24 protein-coding genes are annotated in these 19,438 nt (G+C 70.2%); 17 read left to right on the forward strand and 7 right to left on the reverse strand.

Annotated elements, in window-relative coordinates; genetic code table 11:
• Nucleotides 1–100 precede the first annotated feature (100 nt).
• The 14 genes from secY to truA all read left to right on the forward strand — a co-directional run bounded on the left by secY (nucleotide 101) and on the right by truA (nucleotide 9,337).
• Complete coding sequence (gene secY, locus E1295_RS21710) at nucleotides 101–1,405, forward strand: preprotein translocase subunit SecY (protein ID WP_132632157.1); 1,305 nt, start codon at nucleotides 101–103, stop codon at nucleotides 1,403–1,405.
• Nucleotides 1,405–2,055: an adenylate kinase gene (locus tag E1295_RS21715; RefSeq protein ID WP_132632158.1), complete on the forward strand. Its 651-nt coding sequence runs from the start codon at nucleotides 1,405–1,407 to the stop codon at nucleotides 2,053–2,055. Before secY ends, E1295_RS21715 begins: the two co-directional genes overlap by 1 nt.
• A 111-nt stretch (nucleotides 2,056–2,166) precedes the next feature.
• Nucleotides 2,167–2,976, forward strand: coding sequence for a type I methionyl aminopeptidase (map, locus tag E1295_RS21720; RefSeq protein WP_132632159.1), 810 nt, complete (start codon nucleotides 2,167–2,169; stop codon nucleotides 2,974–2,976).
• A gap of 14 nt (nucleotides 2,977–2,990) precedes the next feature.
• Entirely contained in the window at nucleotides 2,991–3,419 is a 429-nt protein-coding gene (locus E1295_RS21725; RefSeq protein ID WP_132632160.1) for a DUF1707 SHOCT-like domain-containing protein, read from the forward strand.
• Between the two features lie 87 nt (nucleotides 3,420–3,506).
• Nucleotides 3,507–3,908 (forward strand): VOC family protein, encoded by a 402-nt coding sequence (locus tag E1295_RS21730; protein ID WP_132632161.1) that lies wholly within the window; start codon nucleotides 3,507–3,509, stop codon nucleotides 3,906–3,908.
• Between the two features lie 72 nt (nucleotides 3,909–3,980).
• On the forward strand, nucleotides 3,981–4,166 hold the full coding sequence (locus E1295_RS21735; RefSeq protein WP_132337045.1) for a DUF4236 domain-containing protein: 186 nt from the start codon (nucleotides 3,981–3,983) through the stop codon (nucleotides 4,164–4,166).
• Between the two features lie 280 nt (nucleotides 4,167–4,446).
• On the forward strand, nucleotides 4,447–4,668 hold the full coding sequence (gene infA / locus E1295_RS21740) for a translation initiation factor IF-1 (protein WP_030451477.1): 222 nt from the start codon (nucleotides 4,447–4,449) through the stop codon (nucleotides 4,666–4,668).
• Nucleotides 4,669–4,692: 24 nt separating this feature from the next.
• On the forward strand, nucleotides 4,693–4,806 hold the full coding sequence (gene rpmJ, locus E1295_RS21745) for a 50S ribosomal protein L36 (RefSeq protein ID WP_003956441.1): 114 nt from the start codon (nucleotides 4,693–4,695) through the stop codon (nucleotides 4,804–4,806).
• Nucleotides 4,807–5,025: 219 nt separating this feature from the next.
• Complete coding sequence (gene rpsM, locus E1295_RS21750) at nucleotides 5,026–5,406, forward strand: 30S ribosomal protein S13 (protein ID WP_132599507.1); 381 nt, start codon at nucleotides 5,026–5,028, stop codon at nucleotides 5,404–5,406.
• A 45-nt stretch (nucleotides 5,407–5,451) separates the two neighbouring features.
• Nucleotides 5,452–5,856 carry a 30S ribosomal protein S11 gene (rpsK, locus tag E1295_RS21755; protein ID WP_132337049.1) on the forward strand — a complete coding sequence of 135 codons (405 nt, stop codon included), beginning with the start codon at nucleotides 5,452–5,454 and terminating at the stop codon, nucleotides 5,854–5,856.
• 20 nt (nucleotides 5,857–5,876) lie between these two features.
• Complete coding sequence (gene rpsD, locus E1295_RS21760; protein ID WP_132337051.1) at nucleotides 5,877–6,503, forward strand: 30S ribosomal protein S4; 627 nt, start codon at nucleotides 5,877–5,879, stop codon at nucleotides 6,501–6,503.
• 133 nt (nucleotides 6,504–6,636) lie between these two features.
• Nucleotides 6,637–7,653 carry a DNA-directed RNA polymerase subunit alpha gene (locus tag E1295_RS21765; protein ID WP_132337053.1) on the forward strand — a complete coding sequence of 339 codons (1,017 nt, stop codon included), beginning with the start codon at nucleotides 6,637–6,639 and terminating at the stop codon, nucleotides 7,651–7,653.
• A gap of 183 nt (nucleotides 7,654–7,836) precedes the next feature.
• On the forward strand, nucleotides 7,837–8,376 hold the full coding sequence (gene rplQ / locus E1295_RS21770; RefSeq protein ID WP_132632162.1) for a 50S ribosomal protein L17: 540 nt from the start codon (nucleotides 7,837–7,839) through the stop codon (nucleotides 8,374–8,376).
• Nucleotides 8,377–8,452: 76 nt separating this feature from the next.
• On the forward strand, nucleotides 8,453–9,337 hold the full coding sequence (gene truA / locus E1295_RS21775; protein WP_132632163.1) for a tRNA pseudouridine(38-40) synthase TruA: 885 nt from the start codon (nucleotides 8,453–8,455) through the stop codon (nucleotides 9,335–9,337).
• On the opposite strand, the gene E1295_RS21780 is transcribed toward truA, so the two are convergent.
• On the reverse strand, nucleotides 9,302–10,312 hold the full coding sequence (locus tag E1295_RS21780) for a hypothetical protein (RefSeq protein WP_132632164.1): 1,011 nt from the start codon (nucleotides 10,310–10,312) through the stop codon (nucleotides 9,302–9,304). The genes truA and E1295_RS21780 overlap by 36 nt on opposite strands.
• Between E1295_RS21780 and E1295_RS21785 the strand changes: the two genes are divergently transcribed.
• On the forward strand, nucleotides 10,259–12,277 hold the full coding sequence (locus E1295_RS21785) for an MMPL family transporter (RefSeq protein ID WP_132632165.1): 2,019 nt from the start codon (nucleotides 10,259–10,261) through the stop codon (nucleotides 12,275–12,277). The two genes, E1295_RS21780 and E1295_RS21785, sit on opposite strands and share 54 nt — an antisense overlap.
• A 134-nt stretch (nucleotides 12,278–12,411) precedes the next feature.
• On the opposite strand, the gene E1295_RS21790 is transcribed toward E1295_RS21785, so the two are convergent.
• The 3 genes from E1295_RS21790 to E1295_RS21800 form a co-directional block, all read right to left on the reverse strand.
• Nucleotides 12,412–13,413: an alpha/beta fold hydrolase gene (locus tag E1295_RS21790; protein WP_132632166.1), complete on the reverse strand. Its 1,002-nt coding sequence runs from the start codon at nucleotides 13,411–13,413 to the stop codon at nucleotides 12,412–12,414.
• A 210-nt stretch (nucleotides 13,414–13,623) separates the two neighbouring features.
• Nucleotides 13,624–14,652 (reverse strand): NAD-dependent epimerase/dehydratase family protein, encoded by a 1,029-nt coding sequence (locus tag E1295_RS21795; protein ID WP_132632167.1) that lies wholly within the window; start codon nucleotides 14,650–14,652, stop codon nucleotides 13,624–13,626.
• Entirely contained in the window at nucleotides 14,649–16,283 is a 1,635-nt protein-coding gene (locus E1295_RS21800; RefSeq protein ID WP_220448831.1) for a fatty acid CoA ligase family protein, read from the reverse strand. Before E1295_RS21800 ends, E1295_RS21795 begins: the two co-directional genes overlap by 4 nt.
• Nucleotides 16,284–16,370: 87 nt before the next feature.
• On the opposite strand from E1295_RS21800, the gene E1295_RS21805 reads away from it, so the two are divergent.
• Entirely contained in the window at nucleotides 16,371–16,571 is a 201-nt protein-coding gene (locus tag E1295_RS21805; protein WP_132632168.1) for a hypothetical protein, read from the forward strand.
• A 9-nt stretch (nucleotides 16,572–16,580) separates the two neighbouring features.
• Here E1295_RS21805 and E1295_RS21810 read toward each other — a convergent pair whose 3' ends face one another.
• The 3 genes from E1295_RS21810 to E1295_RS21820 are packed head-to-tail and all read right to left on the reverse strand — an operon-like array spanning nucleotide 16,581 to nucleotide 18,633.
• Entirely contained in the window at nucleotides 16,581–17,144 is a 564-nt protein-coding gene (locus tag E1295_RS21810; RefSeq protein WP_132632169.1) for a hypothetical protein, read from the reverse strand.
• Between the two features lie 14 nt (nucleotides 17,145–17,158).
• Nucleotides 17,159–18,388 carry a beta-ketoacyl-[acyl-carrier-protein] synthase family protein gene (locus E1295_RS21815; RefSeq protein WP_132632170.1) on the reverse strand — a complete coding sequence of 410 codons (1,230 nt, stop codon included), beginning with the start codon at nucleotides 18,386–18,388 and terminating at the stop codon, nucleotides 17,159–17,161.
• The gene (locus E1295_RS21820; RefSeq protein WP_220448832.1) at nucleotides 18,385–18,633 is read right to left on the reverse strand and encodes an acyl carrier protein; all 249 of its coding nucleotides are present in this window, start codon (nucleotides 18,631–18,633) and stop codon (nucleotides 18,385–18,387) included. The genes E1295_RS21815 and E1295_RS21820 overlap by 4 nt, the downstream gene beginning before the upstream one ends.
• Nucleotides 18,634–18,853: 220 nt before the next feature.
• Between E1295_RS21820 and E1295_RS21825 the strand changes: the two genes are divergently transcribed.
• Nucleotides 18,854–19,402, forward strand: coding sequence for a hypothetical protein (locus E1295_RS21825; RefSeq protein ID WP_132632171.1), 549 nt, complete (start codon nucleotides 18,854–18,856; stop codon nucleotides 19,400–19,402).
• Nucleotides 19,403–19,438: the final 36 nt, after the last annotated feature.

The raw sequence follows: 19,438 nt of genomic DNA on the forward strand, positions 1-19,438 counted from the left end.
GGCAGGATTCTGTCCGGCTCGTTTTGACCTGAGACTTTCAGATGGCAGATCCCCGCACCATCGCATACTCACACCGCCGTAAAGGCGCGCAGGAGGGACCGTGCTGACCGCGTTTACCCGGGCGTTCCGGACACCGGACCTGCGCAAGAAGTTGCTCTTCACCCTGGGCATCATCGCGCTGTTCCGTCTCGGCTCGGTTCTTCCGACTCCGGGAGTCCACGTCGAGAACCTCGCCGCCTGTTTCGACCAGGCGCGCAGTGGAGAAACCGGCAACATCTACGGGATGGTGCAGCTGTTCAGCGGCGGCGCGCTCCTGAAGTTGTCGGTGTTCGCGCTGGGCATCATGCCTTATATCACCGCGAGCATCATTCTGCAGTTGCTCGTCGTGGTGATCCCCCGCCTCGAGGCGCTGAAGAAGGAAGGCCAGGCGGGCCAGACCAAGATCACGCAGTACACGCGTTATCTGACCATCGGCCTCGCCGTCCTCCAGTCCACCGCCTTCATCGCGCTGGCGCGCACCGGCCAGCTGTTCCCGAACTGCCAGCAGGACGTCCTGCTCGACCCCGACAACATCTTCGGCATCGTCACGATGGTCGTCATCATGACGGCCGGCACCTCGGTGATCATGTGGCTCGGTGAGCTCATCACCGACCGCGGCGTCGGCAACGGCATGTCCATCCTGATCTTCACCCAGATCGTCGCGGTCTTCCCGTCCGAGCTCGCCAACATCTTCCAGGCCAACAAGTTCACCTTCGCGATCGTGATGGTGGTCGGCGTCTTCATGATCGCCGCGGTGGTCTTCGTTGAGCAGGGGCAGCGGCGCATTCCCGTCCAGTACGCCAAGCGGATGGTCGGGCGCAGGATGTACGGCGGCACGTCCACCTACATCCCGCTCAAGGTCAACCAGGCCGGCATCATCCCGGTCATTTTCGCGTCCTCGCTGCTCTACCTGCCGCAGCTGATCACGTCGCTGTTCCAGACCAGCGACAACGTGGTGATCCAGTGGATCTCGCAGAACCTCGCGACGGGCGACACGCCGATCTACATGGGCACGTTCTTCGTCTTGATCGTCTTCTTCACGTACTTCTACGTGTCCATCACGTTCAACCCCACTGAAGTCGCCGACAACATGAAGAAGTACGGTGGTTTCATTCCGGGCATCCGCCCCGGCCGTCCGACGGCTGAATACCTGAACTTCGTGCTCACCCGTCTGACCGCGCCTGGCGCGCTCTATCTGGGTCTCATCTCCATGGTCCCGATCGTCGCGCTGGCGGTGGCCGGTGCGAGCCAGAACTTCCCGTTCGGAGGGACGAGCATTCTGATCATGGTAGGTGTCGGCCTTGACACGGTGAAGCAGATCGAGAGCCAGCTGCAGCAGCGCAACTACGAAGGTTTCCTGAGGTAGTGCGTCTCGTTCTGGTCGGGCCCCCCGGAGCGGGTAAGGGGACACAGGCCCAGTACATCGCATCCAACCTGTCCATCCCGAAGATCTCGACAGGTGACATTTTCCGTGCCAACGTCTCGGGGGGCACGGAGCTTGGCAAGCTGGCCAAGACGTACATGGACCGCGGGGACCTGGTGCCTGACGAGGTCACCATCGCCATGGTGCGTGACCGCCTGTCCGAGGACGACGCGCAGGACGGCTTCCTGCTCGACGGGTTCCCGAGGAACGTCGCCCAGGCCGAGATCCTGCGTGACATGCTCAAAGACTGGGGCCAGGCGCTCGACGTGGTGCTCGAACTCGTCGTCGACGACGACGAGGTGGTCAGGCGGCTGGCCGGCCGGCGCACCTGCAGCCAGTGCGGCCGCATCTGGCACGTCGAGTTCGATGACAAGAAGGACGACAAGTGCGACGCGTGCGGCGGCGCGTTGTTCCAGCGTGACGATGACAAAGAGGAGACCGTCAGGCACCGTCTTGAGGTCTATCAGGAGCAGACCGCGCCTCTGGTGTCCTACTACGCGGACGAGGACATCCTGGTCGGCGTGGACGCCACGGGCCCGGTCGAAGAGGTCACGCAGCGAGCCATGGACGCTATCAGGCCATATATGGACTGAGTCCAGTACGCACCGATTTGGGCGAGGTGGCACGGGATTCCGTGCCACCTCGCAGCTATTGTGGGGGAATTGGGCTCCCAGGTGGCCCGTTGAGACCCAGGGGGGCAGGACATGTTCAAACGCAACCGGCACGGCATCCAGATCAAGACGGCGGAGCAGCTCGAGAAGATGCGGGCGGCGGGCCTGGTGGTGGGGCGCACGCTCGACCTGCTCAGACGCTCCGTCGAGCCCGGCATGACGCCGCTGGACCTCGACATGATCGCCGAGAAGGCGATCAGGGACGAGGGCGCGATCCCGTCGTTCAAGGGCTACCAGGGCTTCCCGGCCACGATCTGCGCGTCGGTCAACGATGAAGTGGTCCACGGCATACCGACGAACGCCCGCAAACTGCGCGAGGGCGACATCATCTCGATCGACTGCGGCGCGATCCTCGAGGGCTGGCACGGCGACTCGGCCGTGACGGTGCCGATCGGCGAGGTCGACCCCAAGCTGACGGAGCTGATGCGCATCACGGAGGAGGCGATGTGGCGCGGCATAGGCGCGCTGACCATCGGCCGCCACCTGTCGGACATCGGCCACGAGGTCGAGCGCTACGTCAAGTCGCAGGGCCGCTACGGCGTCCCGCAGGAGTACGGCGGCCACGGCATCGGCACCGAGATGCACATGGACCCGTGGATCGCCAACCACGGCAAGCCCGGCAGGGGCCCGGCGCTCGAAGAGGGCATGTGCCTGGCCATCGAGCCCATGGTCAACCTGGGCACCGACCGCACCCGGGTGCTGGCCGACGACTGGACCGTGGTGACCGTCGACGGTAAGCAGTCCGCACACTTCGAACACAGCGTCGCCGTGACACATAATGGTCCTTGGGTGCTGACCGCCCTGGATGGGGGCAAAGAGCGCTTGACCCAGCTGGGATTCTGACCGGGAGTGGTGGGATGGCCAACAGCCCCGAGATGCGAGCGTCCGACGCCGACCGCGACCGGGTGGCCGCCATCCTTCGTGAGCACACGGCCCAGGGCCGCATCACGATGGAGGAGTTCAACGAGCGCCTCGAGAACCTCTACACCTGCAAGACGTACGGCGAGCTGGCCAAGCTGACCTCCGACCTGCCCGACGTCGACCTGCGCCATCGCCCCGCCAGGACGAAGCCGGAGCCCGTGAAGAAGGGCCGCGTGCATCCCGGCCTGCAGGCGGCCTGGGGAGCCTGGGCCATGGCCAGCGGCATCAACTGGGTCATCTGGCTGATCGTGAGCATCACCTCGGGCGACCCGGTCTATCCGTGGCCGCTGTGGGTCATGGGCCCGTGGGGCGTGATTCTGCTGATGAGCACCATCTTCGGTTCGTCCAGGCCCAAGTCCGACTAGTGCCGTGGCGGCACGGTCAGGTGTGGCATGCCGGGGGAGCGGGAAGGACGATCCGGCTGATGACGCCCACCGCAAGGGATGCCCCACATGCCGCCCCACCTTCAGCTGACCTCCGTGACCGTCGGCACGTCACAACCGCGCGAACTGGCCCGCTTCTACGCCCGGCTCCTCGGCTGGCAGGTGGCCGTGGAGGAGGGCCCGGGGACCGACGAGCCCGAGCAGGCGGGCTGGCTGCTGTTGCGGCCGCCGGCGGGCGAGAGCGGCCTGTCCGTCGGCTTCGAGTACGAGCGCGAGTACGTCCGCCCGGTGTGGCCGAGCGAGCCCGGGGCCCAGAACGCCTCCCAGCACCTCGACATCAAGGTCGACGACCTGCCCGCCGCCGTCGAGTGGGCGGTGTCGTGCGGGGCGGTCGAGGCGGCGTACCAGCCGCAGGAGAACGTACGCGTGATGCTCGACCCCGACGGGCATCCCTTCTGTCTCTTTCTCTGAGCGAACCCAAGTCGTTATCAAATCTTTGACTGGGTAGAGGAAAGGCCTCCCGAGTTCCTGGAGGCGAGTGACATGGGATGGAGCTACCGCAAGTCGATGAAGTTCGGGCCGTTCCGGCTCAACCTGTCCCGGCGCGGGATGGGCCACAGCTGGGGCAACCGGCTGTTCCGGGTGACCCGCGGGGCCGACGGACGGCGTACGGTCTCGGTCAACCTGCCCGGCGGCTTCCACTGGCGCAAGACCCGCAGCACCCGCTGACCGGTGTGAACAGGTACGAGCGGCCGCCGCCCGGCACGCCGGTCACCGGCGTGCCGGGTCGGGGCACGGCAAACGTACGGTAGACTGGCAGATGGTTGTGTCAGGACACCTGGCACGCATTTCGCGTTCTGAGCCAAGGTGTCGTACACTCCTTAGTCGGCTCACTATGACCCACACGCGTCGGCGGTCTTTGCCGATCGCCGCTCTCTTCGAAGCGTGAGGTCGCGGCTGCTTAGTGAACCGGAGCCTCAGACGATCGATCAGTGAAACGTGAGGAATTTTGGCCAAGAAAGACGGCGCCATCGAGATCGAGGGCACTGTGGTCGAGTCGCTCCCGAACGCCATGTTCCGGGTGCAGCTCGACAACGGCCATAAGGTCCTGGCCCACATCAGCGGCCGGATGCGGATGCACTACATCCGGATTCTGCCGGACGACCGGGTTGTTGTTGAACTGAGCCCCTACGACCTGACTCGTGGGCGGATCGTCTACCGATACAAGTAAGACGTCTGAGGAACACAAAGGACAATGAAGGTAAAGCCGAGCGTCAAAAAGATCTGCGACAAGTGCAAGGTGATCCGTCGGCACGGTCGCGTCATGGTGATCTGCGACAACCTGCGCCACAAGCAGCGCCAGGGCTAAGTCGCCGCAAGGCTTCTCCGAGTCCGCCCCGTCAGGGAGCGGGCTCGACGCATGAGAAGCCTGAAACAGTAATCGCGTGTCACACCCGGGCAGGCGGGCCAGTCGAAGGTCCGAACCACTCGGGAGACCCCCGGTCGGAGGCCGGGGCCCTCACCCCGGGCATTGGGGAGGGGCAGTGAGGCGCAAGACCTCCGCCACAGAAGAAGGAGAATGCCCGCCATGGCTCGCCTGGTTGGCGTCGACCTCCCCCGCGACAAGCGGCTGGAGATCGCTCTCACCTACATCTACGGAATCGGCCGCACCCGCGCCCAGGAGATTCTCCAGGCCACCGGGGTCAGCGGCGACCTCCGCGTCCACCAGCTCTCCGACGCCGAGATCGTCCCGATGCGTGACTACATCGAGGCGAACTACAAGATCGAGGGCGACCTGCGCCGCGAGGTCCAGGCCGACATCCGTCGCAAGATCGAAATCGGTTGCTACCAGGGCATCCGGCACCGCAAGGGCCTCCCGGTCCACGGTCAGCGCACGCAGACCAACGCGCGCACCCGCAAGGGCAAGAAGAAGACCGTCGCCGGCAAGAAGAAGCCCGGTAAGAAGTAGTCCTCGCAGCCGCGGGACCGAAGACCTCAGGAGTTATGGCAAACAATGCCTCCTAAGAGCCGCCAGGGTGCGCCGAAGAAGGTGCGCCGCAAGGAAAAGAAGAACGTCGCTCACGGGCACGCCCACATCAAGAGCACGTTCAACAACACGATCGTCTCGATCACCGACCCGCTGGGCAATGTGATTTCCTGGGCCAGCGCCGGCCACGTGGGTTTCAAGGGCTCCCGTAAGTCCACCCCGTTCGCCGCGCAGATGGCCGCGGAAAACGCCGCTCGCCGCGCCATGGAGCACGGCATGCGCAAGGTCGACGTCTTCGTCAAGGGTCCCGGCTCCGGCCGTGAGACCGCGATCCGCTCGCTGCAGGCCACCGGCCTCGAAGTGGGTTCGATCCAGGACGTCACCCCGGTCCCGCACAACGGCTGCCGTCCGCCGAAGCGCCGCCGCGTCTGAGTTTCCAGGAGATAGAGAACATGGCTCGTTACACGGGCGCGGACTGCAAGCTCTGCCGTCGCGAGAAGACCAAGCTCTTCCTCAAGGGCAGCAAGTGCGAGTCCGCCAAGTGCCCCATCGAGATCCGTCCGTACCCGCCGGGTGAGCACGGCCGAGGCCGTCCGAAGGACACCGAGTACCAGCTTCAGCTTCGCGAGAAGCAGAAGACCCGCCGCATCTACGGCGTCCTCGAGAAGCAGTTCCACAACTACTACGAGGAAGCCGCCCGTAAGAGCGGTAAGTCGGGTGAGGTGCTGCTCCAGATCCTGGAGAGCCGCCTCGACAACGTCGTCTACCGCGCGGGCTTCGCCCAGTCGCGTGACGCCGCCCGCCAGCAGGTGCGCCACGGCCACATCATGGTGAACGGCAAGAAGGTCGACATCCCGTCCTACCGCGTTCGCGAGCACGACATCATCGAGGTCCGCGAGACCAAGCGCAACCTGCTGCCCTACGAGGTCGCCCGCGCCACCGCCGGTGAGCGCACGGTCCCCGCGTGGCTCGGCGTCGTGCCCGACAAGCTCCGCGTCCTGGTTCACCAGCTGCCGGTCCGCCAGCAGATCGACACCCAGGTCCAGGAGCAGCTCATCGTCGAGTACTACTCGAAGTAGGCACTCGCCTGCCCGGCTCGGGTACGCGTTCGTGGCGTCGCGACGTCCTCGTGGCGTCGCGTACCCGGGCTAGGCTGTTCATCGGAGTGGCGTCATATAGCGGGCGCCACACGAAAAAGGGGAGATCCCACTCATGCTGATCGCTCAGCGCCCGACTCTTCTCGAAGAGTCGATCGACGACACCCGGTCCCGATTCGTCATCGAGCCGCTGGAGCCGGGCTTCGGCTACACCATCGGCAACTCCGTGCGCCGCACGCTGCTGTCGTCCATTCCGGGCGCGGCCGTGACGAGCATTCGCATCGAGGGTGTGCTGCACGAGTTCTCGACCGTTCCCGGGGTCAAGGAAGACGTCACCGACATCATCCTCAACCTCAAGGAACTGGTCGTATCCTCCGAGCACGACGAGCCGGTCGTGATGTACCTGCGCAAGCAGGGCCCGGGCGAGGTCACCGCCGCCGACATCGCGCCGCCGGCCGGTGTCGAGGTGCACAACCCCGAGCTGCGCATCGCCACGCTCAACGGCAAGGCGAAGCTCGAGATGGAGCTGACCGTCGAGCGCGGTCGCGGCTACGTCTCGGCCGCCCAGAACAAGCAGCCGGGCCAGGAGATCGGTCGCATCCCGATCGACTCGATCTACTCCCCGGTGCTGAAGGTCACCTACAAGGTCGAGGCCACCCGAGTCGAGCAGCGTACCGACTTCGACCGCCTCATCCTCGACGTCGAGACCAAGCCCGCGATGAAGCCCCGCGACGCGGTGGCCTCCGCCGGCAAGACGCTCGTCGAGCTCTTCGGCCTGGCCCGCGAGCTCAACGTCGAGGCCGAGGGCATCGACATCGGCCCGTCGCCGACCGACGCCGCGCTGGCCGCCGACCTGGCGCTGCCGATCGAGGAGCTCAACCTCACGGTGCGCTCCTACAACTGCCTCAAGCGCGAGGGCATCCACACCGTGGGCGAGCTCGTCGCGCGCAGCGAGCAGGACCTTCTCGACATCCGGAACTTCGGCGCCAAGTCGATAGAAGAGGTCAAGCAGAAGCTGCACGAGATGTCGCTGGCGCTCAAGGACTCCCCGCCCGGGTTCGACCCGAGCGCGGTGGCCGGCGGCGGTTACGACGACGACGACAGCGCGTACGTCGAGACCGAGCAGTACTGACAACGTCCCGCGCTTTCGTCACCGTGCCTTCCCGCGAGGACGGCGGCCGGTTCGCGGACCGGCCGCCGTCCTCGCGAGGCGCGGGGCGGGCGGGTGAACGTAACGGCGACGCCCGAGCGCGGCGCCGGCCCGACTCCGGTACCTGATACGGCCGGGGCGGGTTAATCCACAAGGAGAGATGAAATGCCCAAGCCCACCAAAGGTGCACGTCTTGGCGGCAGCCCGGCGCACGAGCGGCTGATCCTGGCGAATCTCGCCACCGACCTGTTCCGCCACGGCCGGATCCGCACCACGGTGACCAAGGCCAAGCGCCTGCGTCCGGTGGCGGAGCGCCTGATCACCAAGGCGAAGAAGGGCGACATCCACAACCGCCGCCAGGTCCTGACCGTCATCAGGGACAAGGGCGTCGTGCATCACCTCTTCACCGAGATCGCGACGACGTTCGCCGAGCGGCCCGGTGGCTACACCCGCATCACGAAGATCGGCGCCCGCAAGGGCGACAACGCGCCGATGGCGGTCATCGAGCTGGTGACCGAGCCGATGAGCGGCGTCACCACCCGCCGCACCGAGGCCGCCGCCCCCGCGCCCGCCGCGCAGGAGCCGAAGGCCGAGGAGACCCCGGCTGAGGAGGCCAAGGCTGAGGAGACCAAGGCTGAGGCCCCCGAGGCCGCCGCCGAGGAGGCCCCGGCCGCCGACGCCGAGGCGAAGAAGGACGAGGCCTGATCGTTCAGGCCGGCTGAATCGGGCCCGGACCCCTTTGCGGGGGTTCGGGCCCTTTTCCGTACGAAGGAGATTCATCGTGGTACGGCTCCGCCTCGACCTCGCGTACGACGGGACCGACTTCTCCGGATGGGCGCGGCAGCCCGGCCGGCGTACGGTCCAGGGCGAGATCGAGCAGGCGCTCGGCCGGATCCTGCGCCTCGGCGGGCCCGCCCAGCTGACCGTGGCCGGCCGTACCGACGCCGGGGTGCACGCGCGCGGCCAGGTGTGCCACGTCGACGTGCCGGAGGAGTCCACGGCCGAACTGGACGGCAACCGCGGGCCGCTGAGCGTCGATGAGCGGCTCGCTGCGCTCGTCAGGCGGCTGGGCGGGGTTCTCCCTCCAGACGTACGCGTTCATCGGGTCTGCGTGGCTCCTGAGGGCTTCGACGCCCGGTTCTCGGCCCTCTTCCGGCGGTACGCGTACCGCGTGAGCGACGCGGCCGGCGGCGTCGACCCGCTGCGCCGGCGCGAGGTCGTCTGGCACAACCGGCCGCTCGACGACGGCGCGCTCAACGCGGCCGCCGCGCGGCTGATCGGCGAGCACGACTTCGCCGCGTTCTGCAAGAAGCGCGAAGGCGCCACCACGATCAGGGAACTGCAGCGCCTCGACTGGGTACGCGAGCCGGACGGCACCCTCGTGGCCACCGTCGTCGCCGACGCGTTCTGCCACTCCATGGTGCGGGCCCTGGTCGGCTCCCTGCTTGCCGCCGGTGATGGCCGGCGGCCGGTGGAATGGCCGGGCGAGGTGCTCACCAGGGCCGTACGCGACTCGGGCGTGCACGTGGCCCCCGCCCACGGCCTGTGCCTGGAGGAGGTGGGCTACCCGCCGGACGCGGAACTCGCCGCGCGCGCCGAGGCCACCCGGCGGGTACGTACGCCGGCGGGGTCAGCCGCCGGTGACGCGGCGCTCGAGAACGAGTGACGTCTCGTCGCGGAACGCCCCGCTCACCTTGGGCAGCGTCCGCTCCTTGGACGACGGGGTGTGGCCGTCGGCGTGGGTGGCGTAACTGAAGACGATGTAGCGCCCCCACACCAGGCCGGCCGCGTAGCCGCCCGCGATGTGCACCCGCTCGCCGCCCGAACCCTCACCGCCAGGGAGCGGGCGGAACCAGACGTTGCGCGACAGGCTCTTCGCCTGGTCGACCGCCTCGGCCGCGGCCTTGTCAGGCAGCACGGCGATGCCCGTGGTCACGGCGTACCGCTTCTTCCTGTCGACGTACGTGGCCCTCAGCACCCGGCTGCACTTCTGCTCCCGCAGGGCCTCAGCGAAGGCTCCCATGGCCGCCTTGTCGCAGGCCGTCTCCACGTCGGCCTTGACCCGGGTGAACGTCGCACCGGCCGCGCTCACCCTCTTCTCGGGGAACGCCTCCGACAACGACAACTCCTGCGGGTCGGTCCGCTCGGAGTTGAGCACGGACGTGCCCTCGGCGGACGGCGGCGAGGCGGCCGCCTCCGAGCTCGGCTGGACGGACGCGCTCGGCCGGGCGGCGGCGGTCGTCGGCGCCGGGTCGCTCACGGCCTGCCAGGCGAAGAACCCGCCGGTGGCCACGCCCGCCAGGGCCAGCGCGCCCAGCGTGACGAGCAGGGCGCGCTTGCTCCTGCCCGGCGACGCGGGGGGTGGTGGCGGAGCCTGGAACGGGGGTTGTTTGAACGCTCCAGAGGGGAAGGCGGGGGCGCCGGCCGGTGGCGTGGGCGCGTCGTCGTGCTTCTGTCCCCAGGTGTCGTGGGAGAAGGGCAGGTCGGGGAGCTTGCTCCCTTCCTGCTCAGGAGGGAGGGGCGGCCAGACGGGCACGTCGCCCGGCTCGGCCGGGCGGCGGGCCGCCGCGCCCGGCTCGTCGTCGCGGTGTGGCTGCTCCTGGCCGCCGCGTCGGTGCTGCTGCTGCCCGGCCTCATGCAACGGCTCAGCCCGCCCTCGCTGGAGGTGCCGGGCTCACGCTCCGCGCAGGCCGCCGCGGCGATCGCCCGCGGACTGCCGGAACTGGGCAGGGAACAGGTGCTGCTGGCCTTCTCCTCGGCGAGCCTGCACGCCGGCGAACCGCGCTTCCAGCAGGCGATGGCCGCCACAGTGGACGCGCTGGCCGCCCGCCCCGACATCGGCGCGCTGCTGCCGCTGCCGGACACCGACGGCGGCGATTCCCGCCACGCCTACGTGCTGGCCGGCGTGCACGGCGACGAGCTCACCCGCCAGCGCAACCTGCCCGGCCAGCTCGCGGACGCGCGCCGGGCCGTCCGGCAGGCGTCGGCGGGGACGGTCAGCGTGACCATCGTCGGTGTCAGCCGCGCCTTCGCGCAGCTCGCCCACACCGACCTGGCCGACCTGCGGTCCATGGAAGCCGTGACCATCCCGGTGGCGGCGCTGCTGCTGGTGTTCGGGCTCGGCGCGGTGGGCGCGGCGGCCGTGCCGCTGGTGGTGGGCGGCGCGGCGATCACGACCGCCACGGGAGCGCTCGCGGCGGCGGCCACCCTCGCGCCCGTCGACTCCACCATGCTCACCTACACCCTCACCATGTCGCTCGGCCTCGGGCTGGACTACACGCTGCTGATCCTGCTGCGCCACCGCCAGGCCCGGCGCGCGGGACTGCCGCCCGCCGCGGCGGCCGCACGCGCCACCGCGACCGCCGGCAGCACGGTCGCCTGGTGCGGGGCCGTCATCATCCTCACCTCGTGCGCGCTGCTGCTCGTCGGCGTGCCGTGGGCGCACTCCCTGGCGCTGGCGGGCATGCTGGCCGCGTTCGTCACCCTCGCGGCCGCGCTGACGCTCGCCCCCGCGCTGCTGACCCTGGCGGACCGCCGGCTCCAGTGGGGCCGGCTGCCCCGGCTGCGTCCCGCCGCGCACACCACCCGACCGCCCGCGTGGCTACGCGCCGCCGAACACCTGATGAAACGACCCGGCCGGTACGCGCTGGCAGCCGTCACCGTCCTGCTGCTGGCCGCCGCCCCCGCCCTGCACCTGCGGCTCGGCCTGCACTACGACCGGGACGCCATGGCCGGCACCGACATCGGCGCGGGCCTGGACCGGATGGAGCGTGACGGGGTCGCCGGGCTGACCGCCCTGGCACTGCCCCACCCCGGCCACACCGACCCGGTCGACACCTTCGCCCTGGGCCGCGCCCTGCACGCCGACCCGCGGGTGTCGGTCAGCACCGTACTGGACAACGGCAAGGACCTGACCGTCATGCTGATCGCCGCCAGGCCCGCCCCCGACAGCGACGCGGCGGCGGACTTCCAGCGCGACCTGCACGCCCTGGCCGGGCGCCTGCTGCCCGCCGGCCAGCAGGTCCTGGCCACCGGGCCGACGGCCCGGCTCACCGACCTGGCCCACGGCACGCTCGAGGGGCTGTGGCGGGTGCTGGCCGCGGTGCTGCTGGCCTCGTCCGCCCTGCTGCTCGTCGTCTTCCGCAGCCTGCTCATCCCGCTCAAGGCGCTGGCCATGAACCTGCTGTGCGTCTGCGCCACCTTCGGGCTGCTCACCGTCGTCTTCCAGGACCTGCCCGGGAACGGCGCCGACGTCAACGTCCTGCTGCCGCTGATCGTCTTCACCATCGTGTTCGGCCTGTCCCTGGACTACGAGGTCTTCCTCGTCCACCGCATCGCCGAGCACTACCGCCGCGACCGCGACAACACCGCCGCCGTCCTGCACGGGTTGCGGCACACCGCACGCCCCATCACGCTGGCCGCCGCCATCATGGCCGTCACCTTCGGCGGCCTGATGTTCACCCGGCGCCTGGACTTCCAGCAGGGCGGGTTCGCGGTGGCCGCCGCCATCGTCATCGACGCCACCGTCATCCGGATGGTGCTGGTCCCGTCCCTGATGCGGCTGCTCGGGCACCGCAACTGGTGGCTGCCCGGATCACGCCGCTGACCAGCTGGACGGCCATCCGCACCCACGCCACCCGACGCCGCCCGCACCGGTCAGCTCAGTCAGCACCGGTTCAGCACCAGCCAGCACCGGTTCAGGGTTGGTTCAGCACCGGTTCAGGGCCGGTTCAAGGTCGGTCAGCGCCGCAGGAACGCGTGTACGGCGGGCACCAGCCGCTCATGGGCGTCCTCCAGCACGTAGTGCCCGGCATCGCGGTAAACGTGGACCTCGGCACCGGGCAGACGCCGCCGCCACTCGCGCAACATGACCGGGTCGAACACGGGGTCACGCCACCCCCACCCGATCAGTACGGGCCGCTCGGCGAAGGCGGCCAGGCTCTCCCCAGCCCGCACCAGCAGCGGCCACGACCGGTCGCCCGGGCCGAACGGGATGTCGTGCACGAACCGCTGCACCGCCACCCGGTGCCCCTCACGGCCGCCGAGCTGGTCACTGTGCTGGTCACTGTGCTGGTCGCCGTGCCGGCCGCCAGGCTGATCGCCGGGCTTGCTGCCGGGCTGGTCGTCGGGTGCCAGGAACGCCGCCCGCACCTCGCGGGGCAGCCGCCTGCGCAGCCCGAACGGCGCCGACGTGGCCAGGCGGGCGAAAGCATGATGACGCAGGAACAACCGCTCACCCAGACGGGTCTCCCGCAACAACCACAGCGGCAACCGCAGCGCCGGCCGCACCCGCGGACCGTACGGATTGGGGAACGCCGCGGTGTTGAGCACCACCAGCCGGGCCACCCGGCCAGGATGACGGTCCGCCCAGGCCATGCCGATCGGGCCGCCCCAGTCGTGCATCACCAGCGTCCAGCCACGGTCGGGCACACCCCGCTCGGCGACGAGATGAGAGGTGAGCGCGTCGAGATCGTCCACCCGCGCGGCCAGCGTGTACGGGTAACGCCCCCGGCCGGGCTTGTCCGACAGGCCCATGCCGATGTGGTCGGGCGCGACACAGCGGTGCTCACCGCGCAGCGCCACGATCAGCCGCCGCCACAGGTAACTCCACGACGGGTTGCCGTGCAGCATGAGCACCGGCGCCCCGTCGCCCTCGTCCAGGTAGTGCTGGCGCAGCCCGTCACGGGCGAACCAGCGGGACACGAACGGGTATTCAGGAAAACGCGGGACAGAGCCAGGCATCAGGACCTCACAACAGGTTCGGCGGCACGAGCGGGCACTGCGAAGGTCAAACCCTTCCATCCAGTACGGCGGTGCCAACGGCACGCCACCCACCGCACCCCGCCGGGCCCCTCCAGGGAGACGCCCTCTGACCCGCACAGGGCCGGGCACCGTAACGGCGCCCCGTGGGCGGCTTCCGTGGTGGGTCGTGGGCCGTGCCGGCGACGCCCTTCACCGGCCGTCCCGGGCGTCCACGGCGTGCGGGACCGGGACCGGCGCGGACAGGTGGGCGGCCAGCCGGGCCAGGCCGTCGGCCGTGCTGACCCGCGGCACGTAACCGAGGTCACGCCGCGCGGCGGAGATGTCGAACCAGTGCGAGGTCGTGGCCTGGACGGCGGCGATCCGCGTGACCGGAGGCTGCGCGCGCACGCCGGCGAGCCGGTAACCGTACTCGACCATCGCCGCCCCCGCCCTGGCCACGCGGGCCGGGACATGCCGGGTCACCGGCGGCAGGCCCGCCGCCGCCAGCAGGCCGTTGACCCAGCCGGCGACCGTGACCGGCTCGTCCTGAGTGATGAAATACGCGCGGCCGGCGACCGGCGACCCCGCAGCCAGCGCGTCCAGCGCCAGCACATGCGCCTCGGCCGCGTTGTCGATGTAGACCGTGTCGATGCGCTTGCCCGGAGCGCGCGGCAGAACCAGCAGACCACGCCGCGCCTGCTCCACGAGCCTGGGCAGGAAGTGCGGATCCCCCGGCCCCCAGATGAGGTGCGGCCGCAGCGCCACAGTGGCCAGCCGGTCACCGCTGGCGGCCAGCACGATCCGTTCGGCGATCGCCTTGCTCGCCGGATAGTGGGCCAGGAAACGGCGGGCGTAGGGCGCCGACTCGTCCACGCCCTCCAGGTCCCGCCCCTCGTGCACCACGCTGGGCGAGGAAGCGTGCACCAGCCGGGCGACCCCCGCCCGCAGGCAGGCATCGACCACGTTGGCCGTACCCGCCACATTGACCGACCGGTAGGCGTGCGCAGGCCCCCACATCCCGGCCAGGGCTGCGCAGTGCACGACCGCCTCGCACCCCGCCACAGCGGACCGCACACCCTGCGGATCACGGACGTCACCGGCGTGCTGGACGACGCCCAGCGCGTCCAGCGCCGGGTAGCGGCGCCGGCTCAGCGTCGCCACGTCCTCCCCCCGTACGGTCAGCAGCCGGCACACCGCCTGCCCGAGGAACCCCCCGCCGCCCGTCACCAGCACCTTCACCGCTCACCACCGCCCAGCCTGCGCGCCGCCCAGCCGGCCAGCACCGGACGGCGGATCTTGCTCGCGTGCCGCACGTCCATCGGGAAACCCGGATGGGCCAGCACCTGACCGATCCCTGCGACCGCGGCGGCCCGTACCCGTTCGACCACCTCGCGCCGCTCACGCCGCGACGTGCCAGGCTCGCACTCCACGCACAACACCGGTCGCCGGCCTCCCGGCGGCCCGACCCCCACCAGCGCGCTGCGACGGACGCCCGGCACCGCGTTGACGACCGGCTCGACCTGGTCGGTGTACAGCTCACCGCCGGAGGTGCGCACACGTTCGCTCTTACGGCCGGCGAACCACAACCGCCCCCGCTCGTCCTGCCAGCCGAGGTCGCCCATGCGGTGCACCGGCTCGCCGCCGTCGTCGATGCGGGCCAGCGCGCTCTCGCACGGGCGATCCAGGTACGGGTCGCTGACGGCGGGACCGGCCACGGTGATCTCCCCCACCGTGCCGGGCGGCACCAGCAGATCGTCCGACCAGCGCGCGATCACCTCGTCGGTGATGCCGATGACCCGCACCCGGTTGCCCGGCAGCACAGAGCCCAGGCAGGTGCCGGCACCCCGTGCGGTGTCGCCCGCCGTCTCCGCCAGCTCCGCCGCGTCCGCCACGGCGACCAGCAGGCACTCGGTCGAGCCGTACACCGAACGCACCTCGGCCCCCTCCGGCAGGCACCGCTGGGCGCGACGCAGCACCGAGAAGGGCAGCGGCGCACCCGCCGTGAGCACGATCTCCACACTGTCCAGGACCTGCCCGCGGCGCTCGCAGTGGCGGGCGAGCCGGTCCAGCAGCGCGGGCGCGGCGAACAGGCCCCGCACGCCGTGAGCGGCGATGGAGCCCGCCATCGCGGCCGGATCGGTACGCTCCGGCCGGCGCAGATCGATCCGCGGAATGACCGAGGCACACCCGATCGCCGGCGCCGCCACCGCGAACGGCACGAAGGTCGAATACACCGTCGCCCCCGGCTCCAGCGCCCCCAGCTGCGCCAGCAGCCCGGTCTGCCCGGCCAGGTGCCGGTGACGGAACGGCACCCCCTTGGGCACCCCCGTGGACCCGGAGGTGAACGCGATCAACGCCAGGTCGTCGGCGCACGACCCCCGCGGGCCCGCCCCGGCGGCCGGCGGCCTGCCCGCGCGCAGACGGTCACGAACCCGGCCGAACCACAACGCGTACGAGGCGAACGTGACGGTGACGACCACGCTCTCACGCGCCCAGCCCAGCACCACCCGCGCCAGATGAGCGCGCGGCACCGCGATGAACGCCTCCACGGCCGCCTCCCGCAGGCAGGCGCCGATGGCGCGCGGCCCGAGCCCCGGATCTACCAGGACGGGCACCGCCCGCAACCGGAACAGGGCCAGCACCACCGCCACCAGGTCCCGCCCCGGCGGGATCATCACCGCGGTCCGCGTCCCCGCCCCCACCCCGGCGCGGGCCAGCCTGGACGCGGCCTGCGCGACCACCTCGTCGAGCCTGCCGTAGGTCAGCGTCTCGGCGCGGCGACGCCCATCGACACGGCACGCGACCGTGTCCGGCCGCGCGCGCATCCAGTGTTCGGTCATCGCCACGACGTCGAAGAGCGGGGTGGTCACACATCACCTCTCACAACTCGTTTTGGATCACTCACCGTACGGTAACTATCCGTAAGCAAGACGCCACTTACAGTGATTGGACCTGACATGCGCCGACTCCTTACCGTCCTCGCCTCCACAGCCGCCGGAACCGCCCTCATGGTCGCCACGGCAGGGCCCGCCTTCAGCATCTCGATCGTCGACTGCGTACTCGGCACCGGCGTCGTCCTGCCGAGCCCCACCAGCACCACCCGCCTGGCCTGCTACGGCGGCACCTTCCACGGCCAGCCCGTGGGCGGGATCGCCTGACAGCCCGGCTCAGCAGGGCACGGCCTCCAGGAAAGGCAGGTCCTTGGGCAACCCGCCACCGAAGGGCCGGGGCGCCGCCGCCCCGGGAGGCGGCGCCGAGGCGACGACGCCCGGCCCCGCACCGGCCGTGGCACCCGCCATCAGAGCAGGCGCGACAAGCCGCGCGAGGGCCAGGGCGACACGGTCGACGGGAACGTTGATACAGATCTTGCCCTGGCTCTCCACCGTGTCCTCCACGGCACCGCCCACGGCGTCCGCTGCGTCCTCCACCGTGTCCTCCACCGTGTCGTCCGCCGTGTCGTCCGCCGTGTCGTTCACGGGGCCGTCGGGCTGAGCGCCGGACGGCGGGGACACGCCCGTGAGGGGCGCGGCCGACGAAGGCGCGGCCGACGGCACGATCGCTGGCGGAGTGATCGCCGGCGGAGTGATCGCCGGCGGAGTGATCGCCGGCGGCGCGGTCGCTGACGGCGCCGCCGCTGGGGGCGCCGCCGCAACGCCGGCGACCGCCGGACCCGCCAGAGCACCGGCGAACATTGCACCGGCGCAAACACCGGTCAGAACAGAAACACCCACGGCGACTCCTCCGGTCAGCACGGCGAGAAAATCAAGGTGGCGTTGTGGCCGCCGAAACCGAACGAGTTCGACAGCACCGGCCCCGACGGCACCGACCGCACCCGCCCGGCGACGTCCACATCGCACCGCGGATCCACGTGGTCAAGGTTGGCCGTGGGCGGGACGACGCCTTCGCGCAGCGTCAGCACCGCCGCCACAGCCTCGATGGCTCCCGCCGCGGCGATCGCGTGCCCGGTGACCCCCTTGACCGAGGCGACCGGAACCCTCGCCCCGCCGAACACCCGGTCGATCGCCTGAGCCTCCGTCACGTCGTTGAGCGGCGTACCCGTACCGTGCGCGCTGACGTGCACGATCTCCTCAGGGGCCAGCCCCGCGTCCGCGAGCGCCGCGCGCATGCAACGAGCGGCGCCCTCACCTTCCGGCGACGGCGCGGTCATATGGTGCCCATCGGACGTGGAGCCGTAGCCGGTCAGCTCCGCGTACACATGAGCGCCCCGGCGCACGGCGTGCTCGAAACTCTCCAGTACGACGAAAGCCGCACCCTCTGCCAGCACGAACCCGTCCCGATCCCGATCGAACGGACGGCTGGCACGCTCAGGCGCGTCGTTACGCTGCGACAGAACCTGACTCCGGCGGAAACCCAGCAGCACCGTCGGAGTGATGCAGGCCTCGGCACCGCCGGCGACCACCACATCAGCGAACCCGCCGCGCACCAGCCGGCCCGCCTCCCCGATCGCATGAGAACCGGAAGCGCAGGCCGTCTCCACCGACAGGCTGGGCCCGCGCAGGCCGTGGAGGATGCTGATCGTCGCCGCAGCGGCATTGTGCATGGCCATCGGCACGGTCAGCGGTCCAGGCTCACCCCGTTCAGGATGCCGCCCCCCGAGCATGGCCGCCTCGTCCGTCGTCCTGCCGCCGAAACACGTACCGGTCACCACCCCCCGCCGCTCGGCCGGCGCCCGCAGGGCACCCGCGTCGCACAGCGCGTCCGTGGCGGCGCACAACGCCAGCTGACTCATCCGGTCGAGCCGCGAGGCCTGCTTGGCCGGCACGTACGCCTCGATGTCCGGACCCTCGACCTGGCAGGCGAAGCCGACACCCAGCCCCTCGGTGTCGAACGAGGTGATCGCACGGGCAGTGGACCGGCCGGCCAGCAGCGCGTCCCACAACTCCTTGGGATGCGCACCGGCCGACGTGCGCACACCCAGGCCGGTCACCGCCACCCGCACCTCGGCCTGCCTCACACCGACCCGCTCAGCAGCACGCGCGCCTTGGCGATCACATCGTCCACGGTCCGTACGTCGGCGAGGGTCTCACGCGGCAAAGACCCCCACCTCTCCTCCAGCGCCACGTGCAGTTCGGCCAGGTCAAGGCTGTCGGCCTCCAGGTCCTCACGCAGCAGCGCGTCCCCGGTCACCCGGGCCGGATCCACCTTCAAAATCTGCACACAGTGCTCGCGCACCACGGTCGCGATGTCGTCCTCGGTCACGGCGAACTCCCCTCCAGGACGCGGCGGGCGCCCATGTCACCCAGCGTCGCCGACACGGCGACAACTGATCACACGTGGCACGGCGTCCGCCGTTAAGAAGTCGATCAAGTTTTGCCGCCGGGCGCTGCGCTCACCGCCCCGCACCACACCCGCTCCTATCGTGGGCCCCACCTCGGAACGATCACCGAGCGTCACCGACCATCAGGGCAAAGGAGACGACATGCCCCTTCTCAAGCACGCCGCCGCGGCCACAACCGCGGCGGCGGCGATGCTGACCGCCGCCCCCGCCACCGCCGCGCCACAGGAGACCCTGCTCACCTGCCAGGTCGCCACCACCGCCGAACGACCCATCACCTTCAACCCGCCGGTCAAGTTCCTGCCCCACGCCGTGACCGCCCAGGCCGGCCTCGCCCTGACCGGATGCACCGCCTCCTCACCCTCGGCCACCGGCATACGCTCAGGCGTCATGACCGTCCGCAGCACCGGCCGCGCCTCCTGCGCCGGCGTGCAGGACATTCACGGCAAAGGCACGATCACCTGGTACGGCGCCGACGGCCGCAGGATCGGCACCTCCACCCTGCGGCCGTCGGTGCAGAAACTGACCGGCTACAACCCCGGCGACATGCTCCTCAGCGGACGGGTCAGCAAGGGCCGGCTGGCCGGAAGCAAGGTGACCGGCACCGCCACCCCGACCTCCAACGTCAGCACCTGCGCCACCAAGGGACTGACCACCATCCACGGCAAAGGCACGATCACCTTCCACGCCTGACCACCCATCCGGCCGCACGACGGCCCCGCCGTCGCC

Source organism: Nonomuraea mesophila (assembly GCF_004352805.1).
In the GTDB taxonomy this organism is placed as follows: Bacteria; Actinomycetota; Actinomycetes; order Streptosporangiales; family Streptosporangiaceae; genus Nonomuraea; species Nonomuraea longispora.

Coding starts and splice junctions, on each gene's coding strand:
- map (WP_132632159.1), top strand. CDS start 2,167: ATGTTCAAACGCAACCGGCACGGCATCCAGATCAAGACGGCGGAGCAG.
- E1295_RS21725 (WP_132632160.1), top strand. CDS start 2,991: ATGGCCAACAGCCCCGAGATGCGAGCGTCCGACGCCGACCGCGACCGG.
- E1295_RS21730 (WP_132632161.1), top strand. CDS start 3,507: ATGCCGCCCCACCTTCAGCTGACCTCCGTGACCGTCGGCACGTCACAA.
- E1295_RS21735 (WP_132337045.1), top strand. CDS start 3,981: ATGGGATGGAGCTACCGCAAGTCGATGAAGTTCGGGCCGTTCCGGCTC.
- rpmJ (WP_003956441.1), top strand. CDS start 4,693: ATGAAGGTAAAGCCGAGCGTCAAAAAGATCTGCGACAAGTGCAAGGTG.
- rpsM (WP_132599507.1), top strand. CDS start 5,026: ATGGCTCGCCTGGTTGGCGTCGACCTCCCCCGCGACAAGCGGCTGGAG.
- rpsK (WP_132337049.1), top strand. CDS start 5,452: ATGCCTCCTAAGAGCCGCCAGGGTGCGCCGAAGAAGGTGCGCCGCAAG.
- rpsD (WP_132337051.1), top strand. CDS start 5,877: ATGGCTCGTTACACGGGCGCGGACTGCAAGCTCTGCCGTCGCGAGAAG.
- E1295_RS21765 (WP_132337053.1), top strand. CDS start 6,637: ATGCTGATCGCTCAGCGCCCGACTCTTCTCGAAGAGTCGATCGACGAC.
- rplQ (WP_132632162.1), top strand. CDS start 7,837: ATGCCCAAGCCCACCAAAGGTGCACGTCTTGGCGGCAGCCCGGCGCAC.
- E1295_RS21790 (WP_132632166.1), bottom strand. CDS start 13,413: ATGCCTGGCTCTGTCCCGCGTTTTCCTGAATACCCGTTCGTGTCCCGC.
- E1295_RS21805 (WP_132632168.1), top strand. CDS start 16,371: ATGCGCCGACTCCTTACCGTCCTCGCCTCCACAGCCGCCGGAACCGCC.
- E1295_RS21825 (WP_132632171.1), top strand. CDS start 18,854: ATGCCCCTTCTCAAGCACGCCGCCGCGGCCACAACCGCGGCGGCGGCG.